This is a genomic window from Mesorhizobium sp. P2_D1 (assembly GCF_056404455.1).
On the sequence record NZ_JBFUDZ010000043.1, the window covers coordinates 44,869 to 67,119 of the forward strand.

Here is a 22,251-nt window from a genome sequence, read left to right on the forward strand (position 1 = left end):
CCGGCTTAAGGTGTATTGAGATTCAGGTCAGGCCGAGTCGAAAACGATGGTTTCCGAGAACCGGAGCGGAGCGTACCTATAGTACGTGAGCACCGGAAGCGCAGGAAACCAACGTTTGCAGGCCGGCCTCACCTGAATATCGGCGCAGCTTAGAAAAACGCCTGCAGGCCCGTCTGTGCCCTTCCCAGGATCAATGCATGCACGTCATGCGTGCCTTCATAGGTGTTGACCGTCTCCAGGTTCTGCGCGTGGCGCATGACGTGGTAGCCGATCTGGATGCCGTTGCCGCCATGCATGTCACGGGCCTGGCGGGCGATGTCGAGCGCCTTGCCGCAATTGTTGCGCTTGACGATCGAGATCATTTCCGGAGCCATCTTGCCTTCATCCAGCAACCGTCCGACGCGCAGGCTAGCCTGCAATCCAAGCGCGATCTCAGTCTGCATGTCGGCGAGCTTCTTCTGGTAAAGCTGCGTGCCGGCCAGCGGCTTGCCGAACTGCTTGCGGTCGAGGCCGTACTGGCGGGCGCGATGCCAGCAATCTTCCGCGGCACCCATCGAGCCCCAGGAAATGCCGAAGCGGGCTCGGTTGAGGCAGCCGAACGGACCGCCAAGGCCCTTGCCGTTCGGCAACAACGCGTCCTCGCCGACCTCGACATCTTCCATCACCACCTCGCCGGTGATCGAAGCCCGCAGCGACAGCTTGCCGCCGATCTTCGGCGCCGAAAGCCCCTTCATGCCCTTTTCCAGCACGAAGCCGCGGATCTGGTTGTCATGCGCCGATGATTTCGCCCAGACGACGAACACATCGGCGACCGGCGAGTTGGAAATCCACATCTTCGAGCCGGAGAGCTTGTAGCCGTTGGCTGTCTTCTCGGCGCGAGTCTTCATGCCGCCCGGATCGGAGCCGGCATCCGGCTCGGTCAGGCCGAAACAGCCGATCCATTCTCCGCTGGCAAGCTTGGGCAGGTACTTCTTGCGCTGCTCATCCGAGCCATAGGCGTAGATCGGGTACATCACCAGCGACGACTGCACGCTCATCATCGAGCGATAGCCGGAATCGACGCGCTCAACTTCGCGCGCGACCAGCCCGTAGGTCACGTAATTGGCACCAAGCCCGCCAAACTCCTCGGGAATGGTGATGCCGAGCAGGCCGGCGTCGCCCATTTCCCGAAAGATCGCCGTGTCGAACGTCTCGTTGAGATAGGCGTCCTCGATCCGCGGCGCGAGCTTGTCGGCGGCGAAGGCCGCGGCACCATCGCGCACCATGCGCTCGTCTTCCGAAAGCTGGTCCTCGATCAGGAACGGGTCTTCCCAGACGAATGCATTCTTGTCGGCGGCCATGGCTCTCTCCCAACTGATGCAGGTCGCCCAAAAGTGTCAGCGGTTTTGGGATGACGACATGCATGAAGCAAAATCTTGGCCGGCTTATCGACCCGCGGCCCAAAAAAATCAAACGAAATTGCTTCGCCGATCAATGAGCGTTAGTAATGGATCATGAGTGTCCAGCGCCGTCTTTTGCCCAACATCAGCGCCCTTGCCGCCTTCGAGGCGGTGGCCCGCCTGGGCAGTTTCACCGCTGCCGCCCAGGAACTCGACCTGACCCAGGGTGCGGTCAGCCGGCAGATCAGGCTTCTTGAAGACCAGTTCGGCCGCCGGCTGTTCGAACGCGACAGCCGCAATGTCAGGCTGTCGACCGCAGGCGAAATCTATGCCGACGCGGTGCGGTCGGCGCTTGGCCAGTTGCGTGACGCGGCCCTTGGATTGATGAGCAATCGGCATAGCGGCATCCTGAACCTTGCCATCTTGCCGACCTTCGGCACGCGCTGGCTGATGCCGATGATCCCCGATTTCGTCGAAAAAAATCCGGATATCACCATCAACTTCGTCACCCGCGTCGGCCGCTTCGACTTCGCCCGCGAGCGGCTGGATGCCGCCATTCACTACGGCCTGCCTGACTGGCCGGAGGCCGACTCGACGCTCTTGGTGCGCGAAACGGTGGCACCGGTCGTGTCGCCCGAATTCCTCGCCGGCCGCGCCATCGCCACACCGGCGGACATCGGCCGCCTGCCGCTGCTGCACATGGCGACGCGCCCTGGCGCCTGGACCGAATGGTTCGATCACCAGGGCCTGAGCGCGCCGACCGGACCGGGCATGCAGTTCGAACAGTTCGGCACCGCCGCCCAAGCCTGCATGGCGGGGCTCGGCGTGGCGCTTCTGCCGCTGATCCTCATCGCTGGCGAACTGCAGCGCGGCCAGCTGGTGCCCGCGCCCGGCCAACCCATGCAAAGCCGCAGCGCCTACTATCTCGTCGTCCCGCACGACAAGCGTGGCCACCCGCCGGTCGCCAGTTTTCGCGACTGGCTGCTGATGCACGTCGGGTTGCGCGAGGACATTCGCAAAGGTGTGGAGAGTGGCCCAGGCATCCCCGCGGAGCAGGTGTTTGATCGGCTGGAAGCAAGATAGAGCGGCAAGCCTTGAGTACTGGCGGCTTCGAATGCCTCCAGTGACCTTTACGGGCGGTGGCGCCGCCCCTCACCTGCCTGCCGGCATCCTCTCCCCGTATAGTGACGGGGAGAGGGGGCTGTCTTTGGCGATTTCACCAATCGCCAGCGTTTCAAGAAGAGTGACGGCGATGCAGCTAGCCCTTTCTCCCCGTCACTAATCGTGTCACGTGGCCCGCTGCGCGATGCACCACCTTCTCCGCCATCCCTGCGCATCGAGAGGGCGATGCGCTTGCGCTTGATGTCGACATCGACGACGCGCACCTTGACCACGTCGCCCGCCTTGACCACCTCATGTGCGTCCTTGATGAAACGGTCGGCCAATTGCGAGACATGCACCAACCCGTCCTGATGCACGCCGATATCGACGAAGGCACCGAAGGCGGCGACATTGGTGACGGTGCCTTCAAGCAGCATGCCGGGCTTCAAATCCTTGATATCGTCGATGCCGTCGGCGAAGGTCGCGGTCTTGAAACCAGGGCGCGGGTCGCGGCCGGGCTTTTCCAGCTCCGCCAGGATGTCGCGCACCGTCGGCAAGCCGAAACGCTCATCGACGAAGACACGCGGATCGAGCGCCTTGAGCACAGCACTGTCGCCCATTAGCGCGCGCACGTCGCGGCCGCAGGCGGCGACGATCTTCTTGGCCACGCCATAGGCTTCCGGATGCACCGAAGAGGCATCGAGCGGCTCACTGCCATTGGCGATGCGCAGGAAGCCGGCGGATTGTTCGAACGCGCGAGGTCCGAGGCGGGGCACCTTGAGCAGATCCTTGCGGCTGGCAAAGGGTCCGGTCGCATCGCGATGCGCGACGATAGCGTCGGCCAGCGATGCGCCAAGGCCCGAAACGCGCGCCAGCAGCGGCGCCGAAGCGGTGTTGAGATCGACGCCGACGGCGTTGACCGCATCCTCGACCACCGCTTCCAGCGAGCGGCCAAGCCGGTACTGGTCGACATCGTGCTGGTACTGGCCGACGCCGATCGACTTCGGCTCGATCTTGACCAGTTCGGCCAGCGGATCCTGCAGGCGTCTGGCGATCGACACCGCACCACGCAGCGACACGTCGAGGCCGGGGAATTCCGCCGCCGCCGTCGCCGATGCCGAATACACCGAGGCGCCCGCCTCGCTGACGATCACCTTGAGCGGCTTCGGCCCACCATCCGCCGGCATATCGGACAGCATGTCGGCCACCAGCTTTTCGGTTTCGCGGCTGCCGGTGCCATTGCCGATCGAGATCAGCTCGACCTTGTGCAGGCGAATAAGTTTGGCCAGCTCCGCCTGCGTGCCGCGCACATCGTTCCTGGGTGGAAACGGATAGACGGTCGTCGTCGTCAGCACCTTGCCGGTGCCGTCGACCACCGCCACCTTGACACCGGTGCGGATGCCAGGATCGAGCCCCATCGTGGCGCGCGAGCCGGCGGGCGCGGCAAGCAGCAGATCCTTCAGGTTGCGGGCAAAAACATGGATCGCTTCCTCTTCCGCCCGCTCGCGCAGGTCGCGCATCAGGTCGAGCGTCAGGTGCAGCGACAGTTTTATCCGCCAGGTCCAGCCCGCCACCTCCATCAGCCAACGGTCGCCCGGCAGGCTGCCGCCGATGGCATAGGCGTTGGCGATCATGCGCTCGACCGGCTTCACCGGCGACGTGTCATCGGCATCGACCTCGATGTCGAGCGACAGCACCTCTTCATTGCGGCCGCGCAGCATCGCCAGCGCGCGATGGCTTGGCACGGTGGACCAGCGCTCGACATGGTCGAAATAGTCCGAGAATTTGGCGCCGGCCTCCTGCTTGCCGTCGACCACCCGGGCGCGCATGAAGGCGCGTTCCTTCATGTAGGTCCGTAATTTGCCGACCAGGTCGGCATTCTCGGCGAACTGTTCCGACAGGATGTCGCGCGCGCCCTCAAGTGCCGCCTTGGCGTCGGCCACTTCGTCGGTCACATAGGTCAGCGCCAGTTCGGCCGGCACCAGCGACCGGTCGGCGAGGATGGCTTCGGCCAGCGGCCCCAGCCCGCGCTCCCTGGCGATTTCAGCCTTGGTCCGCCGTTTCGGCTTGTAGGGAAGGTAGATGTCTTCCAGCTCCGCCTTGGTGGTGGCGGCGACGATCTTGCCTTCAAGCTCGTCGGTCAGCTTGCCCTGCTCGCGGATGGACCCAAGGATGGTGTCGCGGCGCGCATCGAGCTCTCGCAGATAGGCGAGACGCTCCGAAAGCAAGCGCAGCTGCGTATCGTCCAGCCCGCCCGTCACCTCCTTGCGGTAGCGTGCCACGAAAGGAACCGTCGCGCCCTCGTCGAGCAGTTCGATCGCCGCCGCGGCCTGTTCGGGCCGCGCGGTGATCTCGGCCGCGATGATGGCTGCGATGCGCTTGATGTCGGATGCCATGTCGTTCCTGCTCTCGTCGAAAAGAGCGGCGACCATAGGCGCAGACGTTCAGTCCGCCAACCGCCGCGTTTTCATCAGCCCGGCGGGTCCACAGGAAAGGACCTGACAATCCTCCTGCCACTTCGCAGAAATGACACCTCCAAAGCGTCGGCGCCGCCCCTCACCTGCCTGCCCGCATCCTCTCCCCGTATAGTGACGGGGAGAGGGACGCTGTCATCGCCGGTTTCGCCAATCACGAGCGTTGAAGGGAGGCGCAGGGGCTGCCGCCAGCCCCCTTCTCCCCGTCACTATACGGGGAGAAGGTGCCGGCAGGCGGATGAGGGGCAGCGCTCACATCGAGGTGGGATGCGATTGCCCTGCTAGACCATCCGGCTCAGCGCCTCGAAGAAGGCAACGATCTCGATATCGAGCGGATCATCGACCGGCACCGGCTGCGACGACATCTTGGCGATCACCACTTCGGTCCTGGGATCGACATAGAGCCACTGGCCGTGGATGCCGATGCCGCAATAGGCGCCGCCCGGCAGGCCCGTCTGGTACCATTTGTTGCGATAGCGGCCCTTGGGGAACAGCGGCAGCATCGCGCCACGCTGCCAAGCTTCCGAACTCCCGCCGGTGGCAATCGTATCGCGCACCCATGCCTCCGGCACGATGCGGCGGCCATTGGCCGTGCCGCCTTGCCGCATCATCTCGCCGACACGCGCCAGGTCGCGCGGCGTCACCGAAATGCCGCCGGCAGTGCGCGCCGTGCCTTCCATGTCGACGCCGATCGAGGCTTCGTTGACGGCGCCGAGCGGCAGCCACAGTTTCTCGCGCATCAGGTCGGTGAAGCGCTGGCCCGAGGCACGTTCGAGCAGGATGCCGAGCAGGTCGGAATTGGGCGAGCGGTAGCGGAAGGTCTGGCCATGCGGCTCGGCAAGGCGCTGCAAGGTCAGGATGAATTCGCGCAGGCTTTCCGTGCCACCCCCCGGATTCCACAGCGTCGCCCGGCGATAGCGGGCAAAGGCGCTTTCCGGATCGAGATAGGCCTCCTCGAAGTCGAGGCTGACGCTCATGTCGAGCACATGCCGAACGCTCGCGTCGGCGTAGGCTGATCCGGCGGCTTCCGGAATGTAATGCGTCACCGGCGCTTCTGGATCGAACAAGCCCTCGCCTTCCAATATGCCGGCGACAATGGCGGTCAGTGACTTGCTGATCGAAAAGATGATGTGGCGGGCGCCGAAGTCCATATGCGGTGCGAACCAGTCGCCGACGACCGTGCCGCCCCTCATCACCGTCAGCGCGTCGGTGTTCGAGCGTACAAGAAAATCAGCCACCGTCTCCGGCGCGCCGGCGATCGTGACCTTGTTGCCCAGCAGGCCGCTGATATCCCGCACCGGTGCCTCGACACCACCCGGGGCGGCGGTCACAGGCGCCGTCGGCACCAGCTCGCCGAGATTCTGGAACGACCACCGATTGAACGGGTTTTCGCGCCAGTTGGCGAGCAGCACCTCATTGCGGCGGAAGCCGTAGCGGGTCTCGAACGCGGTCTTGCCGGTCATGGCGTATCCTTCTGGATTTCTTTGGGTTTCTTGGAGGCTGTTTCGAAAGGTGCTCCGGCGATGGCCGCCGGAGTGGGTTTCCAAACAGCCTCTCAGTCGAGTGCCGCGGCGATGGCATGCACGGCCTTCACCGTCGCCACCGAATAGGCGACATTGCTGAAGTCCGGATAGGTCGAAAGCTTCACCACGACCATGCTTGTGTTCCAGTCGATGTGGATCATCTGGCCGAACACCCCCCGGCACATCAGTGCGCGCGAGCGCGGATCCTCGATCCAGAACTGGTTGCGGTAGCTGCCTTCGGGCAGGCTGGGATTGAAGTCCGGCCCGTGCCTGCCGTTGCGCGTCGCCTCGATCCAGTCGGCCGGCACCACGCCGCCGCCATTGTCGAGGATCAGCTGGCCGAAGCGGCCATAGTCGCGCAGCGTCGCGTTGAAGCCGCCGTCGGCGACCGCATAGCCGGCACTGTCGACGGTGAAACAGGCGCTTTCATCAGCGCCGAGCTTTTGCCAGAGTTCTTCCGAAACCAGCTGCGGCAGACGCTTGCCTGTCACCCGTTCCATGATGAAGGCGAGGACATCGGTCTCGATCGAGCGATATTCGAAGGCCGCGCCATGCGGGCGGATCGTTTCCGTGAGGCCGAGGATCAGTTCGAACATGTGCGAGGGCCAGCGAAAGGCCGGATCGCTGCCCGGCGGCACCGGTTTCCAGCCGGTGGCGACATCGACCTGGCCGATGTCCGAATAGCGGTCGGTATATTCCTCGGAAAAACGCACCCCGCTGGTCATGTCGAGCACGTGCTGGACGCTGGCTCCCGCCCAACCGGTGACGCTCAATTCCGGCAGGTAGTCCGTCACCGGCCTGGCCGGATCGATCAGGCCGCGCCCGACCAGTATGCCGAACACCGAGCCGGTGACCGACTTGGCCATCGACTGCGACAGGTGCAGCGACCGCTCGCCCATGTCGTTGAAATAGCGCTCATAGGCTATCCTGCCGTCCTTGAGCACCAGGAAGCCGTCCGTGTAGGTCTCGTCGAGCAATCCGGCGAGCGTCGTTGGCTGACCCGTGCTGTCCTTGACCGCCAGTCCATCGAGATCGACTTCGGCGCGTTCGAAGCGATGGCGATGGCCATTGCCGCGCCAGACTTCGGCGGTCGGCAGGAATTCGCGGACATGCTGGAACGCCCAGCGGTTCCATGGCGGCCGGTCCCAGTCGAGCTTGGGCAGCACCATGGCCGGCGGCGAGCCCTGCATGATCGGCGGCCGCGGGTCGGAATTGCGATAGGAGTCCATGAAAGGCTATTCCCGGAAAAGAAAAGACCCGGCGGCGTGTGCCGCCGGGTCCGTCATTCAGAGATTACTTCTGCAGTTCGGTCCAGATCTTCGTGTAGAGTTCCTGCGTTTCCGGCGCGCACATCTTCTGGAATTCGCCTTTCGGCTTGGCGTCGGCCGGAATGACGACTTCCGGCGCGTCCTTCATGTCAGCCGGCATGTATTTGTCCGAGCCGGTGATGGCGTTGGCGTAGCGGTGGAAGGCCGAGAGGCCAGCCGCGTTTTCCGGATCCATGATGAAGTTCTGGAACAGCTTGGCGTTCTCGACGTTCTTGGCCTCCTTAAGAACGACCACATTGTCGCTCCACAGGCCAAAGCCTTCCTTCGGATAGTTGTAATGGATGGCCGGATTGGCCAGCCGCTGACGCAGCGCCGAGCCGTTCCAGTCGCTGGTCGCCTTGAAGTCGCCGGGTACCATCTTTTCGATGGTGTTGTATTCCATCGCGATCCAGTTCGGCTTGGCCGCCACCAGCAGGTCGCGCACCTTCTTCAGCACCGTCTTGTCGTCGGTGCATTGCTGGCCGCCGACATATTTGATCGCCGCGAAGATGACATCGTTCATTTCAGGAACGACGTTGACCTTGCCCTTCAGCTCGTCGGGCGTGTTGAAGACGATGCCCCACGTATCGGCCGGCCCCTTGTAGGCATCGGTGTTGACGACGACGCCGATCGTTCCCCACGCCCACGGCACCGAATATTTGCGGCCCGGATCGAATTCAGGATTGGCCCATTCCGGCGCCACGTTCTTGAAGTTCTCCATCTTGCCCGGATCGGTTTCGAGCAGGAGGCCTTCCTTGATCCAGATCGGCACGTAGGTCTGCGATGGCACGGCGATGTCGAAGCCGGTGCCGCCCTGCCGGATCTTGGCGAGCGCGGTGTCGTTGGAATCGTAGTCGGTGATGGTCACCTTGATCTTGTATTTATCCTCGAACTTCTTGATCACATCGGGGCTGGTGTAGTTGCCCCAATTGTAGATGTTCAGTTCGCCATCGGCGCGAGCCAGGCCCGTCGAAGCGAGCAACGCCAACCCCATGGCGGTCGCTGTTGTCTTCCAGTTCATCGTTCTAACTCCCATTGTTGGTTTCAGTTTCGTTTCCTGCTGACGAAGAAAAACAACGTGACGATCGCGACCGAGAGCAGCAGGAAAGCGGTCGATATCGCGTTGATCTCGGGTGTTACGCCACGGCGGATCTGGCCGAGCATGTAAGTGGGCAGCGTGTCCTGGCCACCGGATTTGACGAACTCGGTGATGACGACGTCGTCGAGCGAGATGACGAAGGCCAGCATCAGTCCGGCCAGCATGCCGGGCCACAAAAGCGGTAGCGTGATGCGGCGAAAGGTCTTCCACGGCGTCGCGTAGAGATCGGCCGCGGCGCGCTCCAGCGTCAGATCCATGTTCTCCAGCCGCGCCCGGATCGGCAGATAGGCGAAGGGAATGCAGAACGCCGTATGCGCGGCGATCAGGTAGCCGAGGCCGGAATAGCCGGTGAAGATCTTGATGCGCGAGAAGAAGATCAGCAACGCCACGCCGGTGACGATCTCGGGCACCATCAGCGGCTGGTTGATCGCCGCATATTTGAACGTCAGACCCGGATAGGGTGCCGTCCGCGTCGTGGCGAGCGCGGCCATGGTGGCGAAGATGGTCGAGAACACCGCGGCGGTGGCGCCGATCTGGAACGAACGCAGGGTCGCATCGATGACCTGCGTGTTCTGCCACGCCGACTGGAACCATTTGAGCGAGAAGCCGCCCCATTCCGATGTCGAGTTCGCCGCATTGAAGGCATAGACGACCAGCACGATGATGGGCAGGTAGAGCAAGACGAAGCAGGTCGCCGCGATCGCGGTAAAGCCCGGCTGATGCTTGATGGAGAAATTGCTAGCCATGACGCACCCCTGACGTTCCGGCATTGCGCACATAGGCAAGCAGTGCCACCATCACGATGATCATGACGGCGATCGACAGCGCTGAACCGAGCGGCCAGTTGCGGCCTTGGCCGAACTGCAATTCGATAAGGTTGGACAGCATCATATTCTTGCCGCCGCCAAGCACGCTTGGTGTCACATAGGCGCCGAGTGCTGGAATGAAGACCAGGATGGAGCCGGCGATGACGCCGGGTTTGACCAGCGGGAAAATGATCTTCCGCAGCACCTTGAAGCGTGTCGCGTAGAGATCGTAGCCCGCCTCGACCAGCCGGAAATCGAGCTTCTCCATGCTGGCGTAGATCGGCAGCACCATCAGCGGCAGATAGACATAGGCCATGCCGATCAGGATCGCCGTATCGGTGAAGAGGATCTGGATCGGCGCCGAGATGATGCCGAGCTTGAGCAGGATCGTGTTGACGATGCCTTCGTTGCGGATGATCTGCAGCACGGCAAAAGTGCGGATCAGAAGGTTGGTCCAGAACGGAATGGTGATCAGGAAGAGCCAGAGATCCCTGGTCTTTTCGCTTCGTGTCGCCATGAAATAGGCGGTCGGGAAACCGAGCGCCAATGTGGCGAGCGTGGTCACCACGGCAAGCTTGATCGAGCGCCAGAAGATGGTGACATGCGCTGCCGCGAGAGAAAGCGTATCGTCGAAAATGTCGCGTTCCATGAACACCGACAACCAGGCATCGGATGAAAACTGCCACTTCACGTCGCCATAGGCGCCGGGCGTCAGGAACGAATAGACAAGCACGATCAGCAACGGGCCGGTCGCGGCGAGAAAAATGACCAGCAGTGCTGGGGCTGACAAAAGCCAGCGGTCGCGGATATCGCGCCGCTCTGCTGCCTTGGCGACTTCCTCTGCGGTCGCCATCGTCAGTCCTTCAAGACCTGGGCGGCGTCGCCGCCAATCAGGATGCCGACCTTGCCGCCCTGGACGATACCGTCGCCGGTGCCACGGCTGTTCTGGCGCCGCACGATGAAGGGCTCACCATCGGCGAGGCGCAGATGGAAATGCGTGTCGGTACCGAGATAGACGATGTTCTCGACCGTGCCCGACAGCGATGCACTGGGGCTTGCGGCGCTCAACTGCGCATGTTCGGGGCGCACGACGATGGTAACCTTGCCCTTGGGAACCAGGCCCTCCGGCAGCGAGGCCGGGATTTCCGTGCCCGACGACAGTTTTACCGTCGCGCGGCCTGCCGAGACACCAACCACCTCGGCCTTGAGGAAGTTCGACTCGCCGATGAAATCGGCGACGAAGCGTTCCGACGGCCGGTCGTAGATGTCGCGCGGCGAGCCGACCTGCAGGATCCTGCCGGACGACATCACCGCGATGCGGTCCGACATCGTCAGCGCTTCCTCCTGGTCATGGGTGACGAAGATGAAGGTGATCCCGGTCTCGTGCTGTAGCCGCTTCAGCTCGATCTGCATTTCCTTGCGCAGCTTGTAGTCGAGCGCCGACAACGGCTCATCGAGCAGCAGCACTTTCGGCTGCGGTGCGAGCGCCCTGGCCAGCGCCACACGCTGCTGTTGGCCGCCGGAGATCTGGCTGGTGCGGCGCGCGCTGAGCGCTTCCATCTTGACCAGCTTCAACATCGCGTCGACGCGCGCCTTGATCTCGGCCTTCGGCTTGCCCAGCATCTCCAGGCCAAAGCCGATATTCTCGGCCACTGTCATGTGCGGAAACAGCGCATAGGACTGGAAGACGGTGTTGACCGGCCGCTTGAAGGGCGGCAGCGGCGCGATGTCCTGGCCGTAGAGCAGGATTTCGCCGGCGGTTGGAAAGTCGAAGCCGGCAATCAGCCGCAGCAACGTCGTCTTTCCGCAGCCCGACGGGCCGAGCAGCGTAAAGAACTCGTTTTCGCGGATGGATACCGAGACCGTATCGAGGGCAGCGACTTGGCCCTCTCCTGATCCGAAAATTTTGCTTACTTTGACAACTTCAATCGCATTCCGATCCGGTTTATCCGGCACGACTACGCCTCACTGTTGACCCCGCTCTTGCTGGCGGAATGTTCCCCTGTTCGATGTGAACACAAGGCCGGTATGTTGGCAAGCCCGGCACTGAATCACAGTTCAATTCGTAATTTGGCTAGCAAGCCTCATGCCACAGTCAGGCCTGATAGGTGATCTTGCCACCACAGATCGTCGTTACCGGATGCACCTTGTGCAACGCCTCCGGCGCGGTCGCCTCGATATCGGCCGAGAGCACCACCAGATCCGCCATATAGCCGGGTTTTATCATGCCCTTGCGGTGCTCTGCGAATTCGGCATAGGCACCTTCGACGGTGTAGCCGGCGAGGGATTCATGCAGCGAGAAACTCTGGTCCGGGTCGCCTTCTGCCCACGGTTTGCGCAACACTGCCGCCCGGATGCCCAGGATCGGATCGATCGGCGACACCGGCCAGTCCGACGCAAAGACCACGCGCGCGCCGGCATCCTTCAAGGTCCGCCAGGCATAGCTCAACGGCCAGCGCGCCGGCCCGATGCGCGATACGGTCGGCTCCAGCGGAAAATCCATGGCGCCAGGCGGGTGCGGCGGCTGCATGGAAGCGATGACGCCGAGTTCGGCAAAACGCGGAACGTCGGCGGTGGTGGTGACCTCGATGTGCTCAACCCGGTGGCGGCTGTCGCGCTTGCCGTTGGCCTTCTGCGCCGCTTCGTAACCGTCGAGCACCGCGCGCACGGCGCCGTCGCCGATCGAATGCACGGCGATCTGCAGCCCGCGTTTGTCGACGGCGACAGCCAGGTCGATGAATTGTTGCGGCGTGAACAGCGGCTCGCCCACCCAGTCCGGACGGTCGGCATAGGGCTCGACCATGACCGCTGTCCAGGAATCCAGCACGCCGTCGTAGAACACCTTGACCATGCCTGATGACAGCCACTCACTGTTGTAGCGCTTGGCCATGTCGGACGCCTTGTCGAGCATGTCGAGCGTCATGAAATTCTTGTAGTGGAACGGTATCTGCACGCGGCAGGGCAGCCCTTCCTCGGCTTCGATCTCGGCCAGCAGTTCAAGCTGATAGAGATTGCCGTCCATGTTCTGGATCGAGGTGATGCCATGGCGCGCGCACCAGGCAAGCCCGCGCCGCATGATATCGCGGTCGGCGGCCCGCTCGGCCGCGGTCGGCATCGGGTCCGGCTCGCCGCCGGTGGCCAGGCCCAGCCGCACCCGGCTTTCGCCGGCAAGGTCAAGCACCGGACCGAAGGCTTCGCCCTCGCGCAATTCGCCGCCGGCCAGGCCATCATCGCCCATGACGATCTCGTTGCCGGGGCCAAGCGTGCGCCCATGCAGGATGCCGGCCGTTTCCAGCGCCCTGGTGTTGGCCCACATGGTGTGATGATCGGGCGCCGCCATGCAGAAGGGGCGATCGGGCAAAATGGCGTCGAGATGGTGTCGTGTCACCCGCTCGCTGCCGAGCACCGTGTAGTCGACACCCTGCCCGACCAGCATTTTCGCATCCGGCTGGGTCGGCGCATAGTCGCGGATTGCCTTTTGCAGCGCCTCAAACCCGTGAATACCGGTGAGCTGGAGGTGGGCAAGTTCAGCCCCGCCTGAAAACAGATGCATATGGGCTTCGATGAAGCCCGGGATCACCGAACCGCCCTTGGCGTCGATGACCTTGGTGGCCGGTCCCTTGAGCTCTTCGATGGAGGCGCGGCTGCCGATGGCGATGATGGCGCCGTCCTTGACGGCAACAGCCTCTGTGACGGGATTGTCATGGTCCATGGTCAGCACGCGACCGTTGATGACGATCAGATCAGCATTATGACCCGCACCCGTGACAGACATCGCGACTCCACGCTTTTGACGACTGACTGAGACCGACAACCCTGTGCCCACGAGCGGCCACTCCACTGGAGCGGCGCTACGGACAAAAAACGATGCCAGCGTGCTGTCTTCGAAATTCCCCTTGTTATCCCTGAAGACAGCGTGGATAAAGAATGCGACTGTTTATTCGCGTTTGTCAACATGCGGAATTTGGAATGTATTGTGGACAGCACCCTCCCCGTGTGTTGGGACCGGGCGGGGAACGGGGACATCAGGCAGTGAAGCGCAGTCTCGACCGCAAAACCAGGATAGCGCTCGAACCGCGCAAGCAGCCGCGCCAACAACGGTCGAGCAAGGTGGTCGACAGGATTCTCGACGCGGCGCTGATCCTGACGCGGGAGCAAGGAACCAAGACGCCGACGACGCTCGCCATTGCGCAGCGCGCAGGCCTGTCGGTCGGGTCGGTCTACCAATACTTCCCCAACAAGGAAGCCATTCTTCTGGACCTCGCCCGGCGCTGGCTGTCCTCCTTTCCCGAAGTGATCGAGAAGCGTATCAAGGTCCCCCGGCCCACCAACCGCGAAGAATTCCGGCGCGAAGTGCGCAAGCTCTTTATCGACACGTCCAGTATCTATCTCGAGAACGCGACCCTGATGCCGGTGATCGAGGCCATTTCAGGCAATGCCGATCTCAGGCCTATCCAGGACGAATATGACGAGCAGATCATCGCGCTTTACGCCGCCTGGCTGCGGCATGTGAATCCTGTTCTTGAAGACAAGATCGCCAAACGGCTCGGCCTTGTGATGATGGAGGTCGGGCACGCCTGCCGGCTGGTCGGACTGAAGAGGGATCGCAGGACATACAACCTCATCGAGGACGATGTGGAAACCATGTGGCTCGCTCTGGTGAGCCCCTATCTCAACCTTGACTGATTTCGCACTTCGAGAGGAATTTCATGAAGACTGTCTATTCGCCGCTTCATGSTGGCCATGCCGGCCAGATGGAACTGGTCACCGCTGCGATCGTGCCGGGTTTCGAAATGCCCTCGCGGGCCGAATTCATCAAGGCGCGGGTCGAAAGCGAGAAACTGGGTCCGATCGTCCTGCCGCTCGAGCACGATCTTGCTGCCGCCAGGCGTATCCACAAGGCCGACTACATCGACTTCCTGCCGACGGTCTGGCCGCAATGGGTGGAAGCCGGTTTCAAGGGCTCGGCGATGCCCTTCACATGGCCGACCCGCGGCCTGCGCGGCGACGTGCCGCCAAAGCGCATCGACGCCCTGCTCGGTTATTATTCCTTCGATGCCGGCGCCACCTTCGTCGAAGGCACCTGGGCCGCGATCAAGTCGTCCTATGACGTGGCGCTGACCGCCGCCGGCCTGGTCAAGGGCGGCGAGGCATCCGCTTTCGCGCTCTGCCGCCCGCCGGGCCATCATGCGGGAGCCGGATTCATGGGCGGCTATTGCTTCATCAACAACGCCGCCGTCGCCACGCAATGGTTCCTCGACCAGGGCGCCAGCCGTGTGTCCATACTCGATGTCGACTACCATCATGGCAACGGCACGCAGGAGATCTTCTATGACCGCGCCGACGTGCAGGTCCTCAATCTGCACGGCGATCCGATGGTCGAATATCCCTTTTTCCTCGGCCATGCCGATGAACGTGGTTCGGGCGCCGGCGAAGGCTTCAACATCAACTATCCGATGCCGTTCGGCACCGACTGGGACGCCTGGAATGCCTCGCTTGAAGATGCCTGCGCCAAGCTTGCCGCTTACGCGCCGGACGTCGTCGTCGTCTCGCTCGGCGTCGACACTTTCGAGAAGGACCCGATCAGCCAGTTCAAGCTGAAGACGTCGGACTATCCCAAGATCGGCCGCCGCATCGCCAGGCTCGGCCTGCCGACGCTGTTCGTCATGGAAGGCGGCTATGCCGTCGAGGAGATCGGCGTCAACGCCGTCGGCGTGCTGACCGGTTTCGAGGGCAGGTAAATGCCGTCACCCCAAAGGCGTGAGCGATTTTGGGGCACCGACTGCAGAAGCAAAGCGAGGGACCGGGCGGCGCTGCTGCCGGGTTCTCGCGATCAGGTTGCGGTGCCGGTGCTCGGCACGACCGCCGGTGCGGCTGCCTTGCGTGAGCGGCCGAAATAATAGACCGCCGCCGCCGCGATGACGCCGGCGGCCAGGATGCCCGCCGCCAGCACCGGCCGATACCAGAACCAGGCGATGGCGATCGTCGTCGTGCCGACCAGGATCGCCAGGAAGAAGGCGATGATGCCGGTGCCCATCCGCGCCATGCTGCCAAGGAACGGAATGACGTCGAGGATCACCCCGATCGGGCTGAGGAACAGGGCAAAGCCGATGGTCAGCAACAGCAGGCCGGCAGCGCGCAGCAGCCAGGTGATCAGCGTGTTTGCGCTGACGGCTTCGGCAAACATCTTGTCGGCCGGGACAGTGCCGGTGTCGACCATCAGCAATTCGTCGCCGGCCACCGTCTGGTAGGGTTCGAACCGGCTGCCGGCCTGACGTGCCACGATGCTGACCACGCCGAGCGGCGCCAGTTCGTAGCCGATGCGGTAGTCGCCCAGCGCCGGCGTCGTCGTGTCGACGCCGAGATAGATCTTGCCGTCGACGATGTTGAGCGGCCTGGCGCCGGCATAGGCGGCCTTGATCGCGGCTGACTGACTGGCCGACAGCGAATAGTCCTTGTCACCCTCGATGCGATCGAGCACTGGCTGATCGAGCGTAAAAGCACTGAGCTTGCCTTCCGGAATCTGGAAGGTCCGGCTGTGGATCGCCATCGGCGGATTCTGGTGGCCGTCCGGCTTCTTGAAATCCGAGGAGTCGATCTGGCTGTCGTCCCACACCTTCGAATAGCTGTAGGTGGTGACCGTCTCCTCGCCGCCGCCAAGTTTCTTGGTGGTCTCGGATTTGGACTCTTCCTTCCACTGGTACATCTCGACGTCGCGCGACAGGCGCAGCCCTTGCGCCGCGATACCGAAATCCGGATCGGACAGGCCGCTGTCCGCCGTCACCGGCCCGCTGACATGCACCAGCCTGCCGTCATTGGCGGCATCGACGCTGTCGGCGCTGACAGAGACCACGGCGCCAGCCCCTTCGGCGAGCGAGCGTGCCGTCTGCACCGCGCGGCCCTCGTTCCAGAACAGGCCGATCACCATCAGCACGATCAAAAGCAGGCCGAAGATGACACCACCGACCGCGCGCTTGATCCGCCCGAACCACGAGACGGATGTAACTTCCCGAAATGAATCGCTCATCGTTTCCCCCGAAACCAACAGTGCCAAGATTTGCGCGCGGCCGGCGGCCGCGCATTGAACCGATCAATCGGCGTGGATTTGCGCACCGCAATCCCTGGCCGAAGCACAGGAATGCACCGCCCGCGTCGTGCCACCGTCGCCGACCCGCCACGGCGAGGCGGACAGCGGCGCTTGCTGCTTGCCGCCGAAAAGGTCAAGCGCCCGCATCGCCGTCTGCTCGCCTTCCGCGTCGCGCTTGACGATCTCGACATTCCTAAGTCCGATCGCGGCAAGCTGCGGCATCACCACATCCGGGTCGCCCGCCACCACGATCAGCGACGGATCGAGCGAAGATAGTGCCAGCGCCTGCTTCTGCACCGCACCGAGCGTCAATTGGGTGCGCGCCGTCATCCGGCTCTGCTGGTCCTCCAGCGTCGAACCGGAGCCGACGGCACCGATCAGCGAACCGAACAGGCCGGCCGAAGTCTCCGCCGATCCGGCCAGCGCCCGGCGATAGACCGTCACCGTGCGGTCGACCTCGTCCTGCGCCACCGGCAAGGTGGTCAGGCCGGCAAAGCCTTTCAGGATCTCGGTGATCGCCGGACCAGTGTTGGCCCGCTCGACGGTGGTTGCCACCACCAGCCCGGACCCGACTTTCATCGGGCTCAAGAGATAGCTCGACACGCCATAGGAATAGCCCTTCTCCTCGCGGATCACCGAGTTCAGTCGGCTGGAGAAATCGTCGCCGAGCAGATTGGCGACCGCGGTCGATTCCGCGCGCTCGCCCTCGTCGGTGCCGGGCGCCGGCCGCGCCACGAACAGCGCCGACTGGCTGGCGCCGGGCTCGGGCACCAGCAGCACTTTCTGGCCGCCATTGAAATGCGCCGCCGGCGATGGCTCGACCGCATAGCCGGCGGCGTTATCCGCCCACGTGCCGAACGCCTTTTCAAGGCTTGCCGCCACCGTCGCAACCGGCATCGGACCGACGCTGTAGAACGTCACCGCCTTCGGCGTGAACTCCGTCCTGAAGGCGGACCTGGCATCGTCGAGCGAGATCGAGGCCAGCGCCTTGGCCGACCAGTCGATCGCGGCCTTGTCAGGCACCTGTGGAATCAGCGCCGCCTTGGCCGCGCGGCCGGCAACGCCCGGCAGGTCCGCCTCGCGGCCATTGAGCCAGTCGACGGTCTGCGCCATCAGCACGCTCCAGTCGGCTTTGTCGAAACGCGGCTTCAGCACCGCATCGGCAAGCAGACCGACACCTTGGTCCAGTTTTTCCGGCGGCACGCCGAGCGTCCTCGCGGTGGTCAGGTATCCGGCCTGATAGCCGACGCTGGCACCGATATCGCTGGTCGCCTTGGCGAAGTCGGCCGAGCCGCGCTCGCCGGCGCCACGCGTTGCCATGCTTGCGGCAAGCTCGAGCAGCCCTTCCTTGCCTTCCGGCACACTGTTCCAGCCGCCGTCGGCGCTGGCCGCCACATAGACCATCGGCGCTTCCGGCATGGTGTAGTGGACGAGCTTGATGCCGTTCGACAGCGTCGCCGTTTCCATGGCGGGCAACGCCGCCGAAGGCGCCTCGCCGGCCTGGTGCTTCGGAATATCGATCGCTGCCCGCTCCGGCGCCGTGAACGGCAGCGGCGTGCCGGACGATCCGATCAGCGCGTCGGGGTAGCCGCCGCGCGGACCCGGCTTCAACACCAGCACGCTTGCATCTTCCGGCCTCAGCAGCCGCTTCATCGTTGCTTCGACATCAGCGACGCTGGCATTGCTGACGTGCGGATCGTCGACCAGCGCGCTTTGCGCGTCGCCGAGAATGTCGGCGTTGTAGGAAACCGTGCCGGCGCGATCCTTCAGCGCTTCGCTGCCGAGCCGCGTGGCCAGCAATATCCCGTTGCGCGCGCGTTCGACATCGGCCGCATCAAGCGGCATCTTCTGGAAATCCGCGAAAGCGGCTTTCATCGCGCCTTCGAGCGCTTCGGGCGTCACGCCTGCCGCCGCGCCGGCCTCGAAGGTGAAGCGGCCGCCAAGCAATCCGCCGGTCCAGCTCGCGTTGGCATAGGTGGCGACGCCCTGTTCCGAGACGAGGCGATTGCGCAGGAAGCCGTATTCGCCATTGCCGAGCACTTCGGCAGCGATGCTGAGCGCGCCATTGTCTGGCGATTGCGCCGCCGGGCCGCTGAAGCCGACCACGACGACGGGGCTCGGCACACGGTCCTCGAGCACCAGCTTGAGTCGCGCCTGCGTCGGCTCGGGCACTGCTGGCCGAGCCACATCGGCGCCGCGCGGCACCCGGCCGAACGTGTTGGCAATCAGCGCCTTGGTGTCATCGACCTTGAGGTCGCCGACCAGCACCAGCACCGCATTGTTGGGCAAATAATAGGTGTTGAAGAAACCGCGCACGTCGTCCAGCGTCGCCGCGTCGAGGTCGGCGACCGAGCCGATGACCATGCGGCTGTAGGGATGCGGTTTCGGGAACAGCCCTGACCAGAAGGCCTCCCAGCCGGATGCGCCGGCCTTGTCCAGCACGTTCTGGCGCATCTCGTTCTTGACCACCGAGCGCTGCAGGTCGAGCTTGGCCTGCGTTACCGAACGGCCGAGATTGGCCATGCGGTCGGCTTCCAGCGACAGGATCATCGGCAGCGACGACGACAGCCCGTCGACATAGAAAACGGTGCCATCCTCGGTGGTCCAGGCATTGATTTCGTTGCCGAGCGCGGCATGGGCGCCGAACACGTTCGGCCAGGCCGGCGTGCCGGAAAACATCAGGTGCTCGAACAGATGCGCGAAACCCGAGCGGCCGGCGGGTTCATTCATCGAACCGACGCGGTAGCGCAGGTTCATCACCACCTTCGGCGCCCGATGGTCAGGCACCAGCACCACCTGCAGCCCGTTGTCGAGCGCATAGGTGACAACAGGCTCGGCCTGTGCGGGAGCTACCGCCCACGCACCGATCAAGATCGCAAGCATCACCGTGAACGCCAGGAAAACCCGCTTCATAATCACCCCCCCAATGCCGATGGCCGCGAACAAGCGCCGCCCATCTCGCCCAGTCCGACCGAAGGGACGCCCATCCCTGCCGGTYAGCGGAAACCTATCGGAATCGATCGGCCCTCGATATGCCAACTTAACAACAGCGTCTGGCTTTTTCGTGTCGGCGTTTCCATGACCCAAGGGTGGTGAAAGGGCTTGGGAGTCCGCCTCTGAGTCGCATGCGAGTCCATCGGATTCGATTTTGTCAAATCGCGTTTGATGTCAGATTCAACTGCGGGTAGATTAGACCCGAATCAGCCGGTCCTAGGGGGGCGCGGCAACCACCCAAAGTCTCTTGTTCCGGAGTTTTCCGGCACCAGACGCGGACGGCTTCGCGTTCCCTGAATGGATTCGGATCTGGTTGGCGCAGCCCTGCGCCAAGCGTGTGTCTTCGTCAAAGTAATGCGTATTCAGGTTCGGCGGCTGGCACCCAGCATCCGGACAGCAGAAACGATTCCGGCCAAAAGCAACAAGAATGAGCAGTCCCGCCGCGCTTCTTCAATCCGATACATTGGGCTCGCGCCTGACGTCGCGCGGTGATCTCACAAGCTTTTTCATGCAGCTGACCGCCGAGATCGGCGCCGACAGCTATATGCTGGTTGCCATTGTCCACGACCAGGACCGCAACGATGCTCGCATCGTTTCGTCCAACTGGATTTTCGACGCCATCGAGCTGATCGGCAAGCGGCTGATCGCCGGGCTTGCACAAGGCGCGCTCACCGTTGCGCCCGGCATCCGCCCGAGACCACTGGTGGCATCGCAAGCGCCCGAGACGAACGGGTTGATCACCGGCGAGGAGGCCCGCCTTCTCGATGTGCTCGGTCATGCCGAGGTCTATTCACTCAAGCTTAATGTCGGCCGCCAGCGCCTGTTCGCTCTGTTCTCGGCAGCGACTGCCGGCAGCATCGACCAGCCGGCGCTGATGAGGGCGCAACTGAAATGCTGCTATGCGCTCTCGCACATCCCGCAGCTGATTGCCGCCGCCGCCATGCAGGATCCGCTGTCGGACCGCGAGCGCGAATGCCTGTTCTGGGTCTCCGAAGGCAAGACCACCGACGAGGTCGCCGTCATCCTTGGCGTCTCCTCCAACACCGTCAACAGCTACATCACCCACGCCATCCAGAAATTCGCGGCCAGCAACCGCGCGATGGCCATCGCCACGGCGATCAGGAGCGGCATCATTTGAAACAGGCCGATATCAAGGAGGCTGCCGAAGCCCTTTTCAACGAGCAGCGCAACCCGTTCGGCGCCTTCTCGCTCGGCTCCGAGACCCATCACGCCGTCACCATTCCAGACGCCGTGCGCCGCTGCCGATGGATCGCTGTCGACATCAACGCCTCGGCCTTCGGCCTGTTCTTCGTCAGCCCGTCGGCCGAACGGGCACGGCTCGTGCCTTGCCTCGATTCCGACTATCCCGGCGTTGCGGTGGCGACCAAGTTCATTTCAGGTGCCAATGGCGAGGAAATCGTGCGCCACACCCGCAACTCGACGGAACCGCGCTGGTGGACCGACGACGGCATCGCCGCCATGGCGGAGACGTTCGGCAATCTCGCCTGGACCGAGCAGATGGCACCGCTGGCGCCTGGCACGAGCGGCATCGCCTTCCCCGTCCATGCCGAGCGTGGGCAATGCGGCCTTGTCGTCTTCCTGGGGTCCGAGATCGTCCTGCCGCAGGACGCGCTCTACGAGATCCATGCCCGCTGCTTTTCGCTGTTTGCCGCTGTCGCCCTCATGCGCCCAAGCGATACCGGCCGCATGCGCGCGATTTCCAAGCGCGAGCTCGAATGCCTGAAGCTGACCGCCAATGGCAACACCAGCGAGGAGATCGCGCGGCTGCTGAAGCTTTCGGTGCACACCGCCAACCAGTACCTGACCCAATCCACCCAGAAGCTCAACGCGGTCAACCGCAACCAGGCGGTGGCCAAGGCGTTGCGGCTGGGGCTTATCGAATAGGGCAAATTCGTGGGTCTTTCAGCCGCAGCTCGGAAGCGGCCGATGTTCAGCGAAAGGCCAGCGGCTCGACCCTGCGGATGCGCGCTTGTTCGATCACCGCCTCGAGCAGGGCCGTGTTGTGCTCAGGGTCTTCGCCCGGCTTCTCGAACGAGACATAGTTGACCACCACGGAAGCACCGTGCTCGCTCAGCGTCAGCTGGAAATAGACGGTGACACCCGGCGGCCTCAGCTCCAGATCGAGCACGATGCGCGGGCTGCCGCTCCAGTCGACATGCGCCTCGCCGCCATGGCCGAGCCGCAGCGTACCCGGCATGAAAAACAGCTCCACCGCCGAATCGACCAGATCCGACAGGCACGCGAAATGCTCCAGTCGGATGAAGGCGATGTAGTCGGCGACATCGATCAGCCGGAGTTCCCCCACCACTTGCTCGATGGCGCTGGCGACGATGATCTCGCGGGAGTTTGCGTGCGGTTGCCGGTTCATGAAATCTGTCTGCGCTCAGCCTTTTTCGAGTAGACGACCCGCACCAGTTCGGCGACGGCCTGATAGAATTGCGACGGGATCACATTATCGAC

Annotated in this window: 17 protein-coding genes; 5 read left to right on the forward strand and 12 right to left on the reverse strand. The window is 63.4% G+C overall.

Translation table 11 applies throughout. From position 1 onward, the window contains the following. Positions 1 to 149 precede the first annotated feature (149 nt). The gene (locus tag AC1D0I_RS24880; protein ID WP_477398438.1) at positions 150 to 1,340 is read right to left on the reverse strand and encodes an acyl-CoA dehydrogenase; all 1,191 of its coding nucleotides are present in this window, start codon (positions 1,338 to 1,340) and stop codon (positions 150 to 152) included. 153 nt (positions 1,341 to 1,493) lie between these two features. Between AC1D0I_RS24880 and AC1D0I_RS24885 the strand changes: the two genes are divergently transcribed. Beyond that, positions 1,494 to 2,462, forward strand: coding sequence for a LysR family transcriptional regulator (locus AC1D0I_RS24885; RefSeq protein WP_477398440.1), 969 nt, complete (start codon positions 1,494 to 1,496; stop codon positions 2,460 to 2,462). 47 nt (positions 2,463 to 2,509) lie between these two features. Here AC1D0I_RS24885 and AC1D0I_RS24890 read toward each other — a convergent pair whose 3' ends face one another. From AC1D0I_RS24890 to AC1D0I_RS24925, 8 genes are all read right to left on the reverse strand, one after another. Continuing rightward, the gene (locus AC1D0I_RS24890) at positions 2,510 to 4,876 is read right to left on the reverse strand and encodes a Tex family protein (RefSeq protein ID WP_477398442.1); all 2,367 of its coding nucleotides are present in this window, start codon (positions 4,874 to 4,876) and stop codon (positions 2,510 to 2,512) included. A 359-nt stretch (positions 4,877 to 5,235) separates the two neighbouring features. Then, complete coding sequence (locus AC1D0I_RS24895; RefSeq protein WP_477398444.1) at positions 5,236 to 6,417, reverse strand: serine hydrolase domain-containing protein; 1,182 nt, start codon at positions 6,415 to 6,417, stop codon at positions 5,236 to 5,238. A 92-nt stretch (positions 6,418 to 6,509) separates the two neighbouring features. Then, positions 6,510 to 7,706, reverse strand: coding sequence for a serine hydrolase domain-containing protein (locus AC1D0I_RS24900; protein WP_477398446.1), 1,197 nt, complete (start codon positions 7,704 to 7,706; stop codon positions 6,510 to 6,512). A 64-nt stretch (positions 7,707 to 7,770) separates the two neighbouring features. After that, positions 7,771 to 8,805 carry an ABC transporter substrate-binding protein gene (locus AC1D0I_RS24905; RefSeq protein ID WP_457152086.1) on the reverse strand — a complete coding sequence of 345 codons (1,035 nt, stop codon included), beginning with the start codon at positions 8,803 to 8,805 and terminating at the stop codon, positions 7,771 to 7,773. 23 nt (positions 8,806 to 8,828) lie between these two features. Beyond that, on the reverse strand, positions 8,829 to 9,629 hold the full coding sequence (locus AC1D0I_RS24910; RefSeq protein ID WP_477228064.1) for an ABC transporter permease: 801 nt from the start codon (positions 9,627 to 9,629) through the stop codon (positions 8,829 to 8,831). After that, entirely contained in the window at positions 9,622 to 10,542 is a 921-nt protein-coding gene (locus AC1D0I_RS24915; RefSeq protein WP_457152088.1) for an ABC transporter permease, read from the reverse strand. The genes AC1D0I_RS24910 and AC1D0I_RS24915 overlap by 8 nt, the downstream gene beginning before the upstream one ends. A gap of 2 nt (positions 10,543 to 10,544) precedes the next feature. Further along, positions 10,545 to 11,645, reverse strand: coding sequence for an ABC transporter ATP-binding protein (locus AC1D0I_RS24920; protein WP_477228063.1), 1,101 nt, complete (start codon positions 11,643 to 11,645; stop codon positions 10,545 to 10,547). Positions 11,646 to 11,784: 139 nt separating this feature from the next. Then, a complete protein-coding gene (locus AC1D0I_RS24925; protein WP_457152090.1) occupies positions 11,785 to 13,464 on the reverse strand; it encodes an amidohydrolase in 1,680 nt (559 codons plus the stop codon). Positions 13,465 to 13,616: 152 nt separating this feature from the next. Here AC1D0I_RS24925 and AC1D0I_RS24930 point away from each other — a divergent pair, with 152 nt between their 5' ends. Together AC1D0I_RS24930 and AC1D0I_RS24935 are read left to right on the forward strand one after the other, a co-directional pair. Then, the gene (locus tag AC1D0I_RS24930) at positions 13,617 to 14,375 is read left to right on the forward strand and encodes a TetR/AcrR family transcriptional regulator (protein WP_477228062.1); all 759 of its coding nucleotides are present in this window, start codon (positions 13,617 to 13,619) and stop codon (positions 14,373 to 14,375) included. A gap of 23 nt (positions 14,376 to 14,398) precedes the next feature. Further along, positions 14,399 to 15,430: a histone deacetylase family protein gene (locus tag AC1D0I_RS24935; RefSeq protein ID WP_477398447.1), complete on the forward strand. Its 1,032-nt coding sequence runs from the start codon at positions 14,399 to 14,401 to the stop codon at positions 15,428 to 15,430. Positions 15,431 to 15,522: 92 nt separating this feature from the next. Here the strand turns inward: AC1D0I_RS24935 and AC1D0I_RS24940 are convergent, their stop codons facing one another. Together AC1D0I_RS24940 and AC1D0I_RS24945 are read right to left on the reverse strand one after the other, a co-directional pair. Then, positions 15,523 to 16,716, reverse strand: coding sequence for a TMEM43 family protein (locus tag AC1D0I_RS24940; protein WP_477398449.1), 1,194 nt, complete (start codon positions 16,714 to 16,716; stop codon positions 15,523 to 15,525). Between the two features lie 63 nt (positions 16,717 to 16,779). Continuing rightward, positions 16,780 to 19,689 carry a M16 family metallopeptidase gene (locus AC1D0I_RS24945; protein ID WP_477398451.1) on the reverse strand — a complete coding sequence of 970 codons (2,910 nt, stop codon included), beginning with the start codon at positions 19,687 to 19,689 and terminating at the stop codon, positions 16,780 to 16,782. A gap of 508 nt (positions 19,690 to 20,197) precedes the next feature. Between AC1D0I_RS24945 and AC1D0I_RS24950 the strand changes: the two genes are divergently transcribed. After that, positions 20,198 to 20,908 carry a helix-turn-helix transcriptional regulator gene (locus AC1D0I_RS24950; protein ID WP_477398453.1) on the forward strand — a complete coding sequence of 237 codons (711 nt, stop codon included), beginning with the start codon at positions 20,198 to 20,200 and terminating at the stop codon, positions 20,906 to 20,908. Then, positions 20,905 to 21,675 (forward strand): helix-turn-helix transcriptional regulator, encoded by a 771-nt coding sequence (locus AC1D0I_RS24955; RefSeq protein WP_457151607.1) that lies wholly within the window; start codon positions 20,905 to 20,907, stop codon positions 21,673 to 21,675. Before AC1D0I_RS24950 ends, AC1D0I_RS24955 begins: the two co-directional genes overlap by 4 nt. A gap of 46 nt (positions 21,676 to 21,721) precedes the next feature. Here AC1D0I_RS24955 and AC1D0I_RS24960 read toward each other — a convergent pair whose 3' ends face one another. After that, positions 21,722 to 22,159 (reverse strand): hypothetical protein, encoded by a 438-nt coding sequence (locus AC1D0I_RS24960; RefSeq protein ID WP_457151606.1) that lies wholly within the window; start codon positions 22,157 to 22,159, stop codon positions 21,722 to 21,724. Positions 22,160 to 22,251 lie beyond the last annotated feature (92 nt).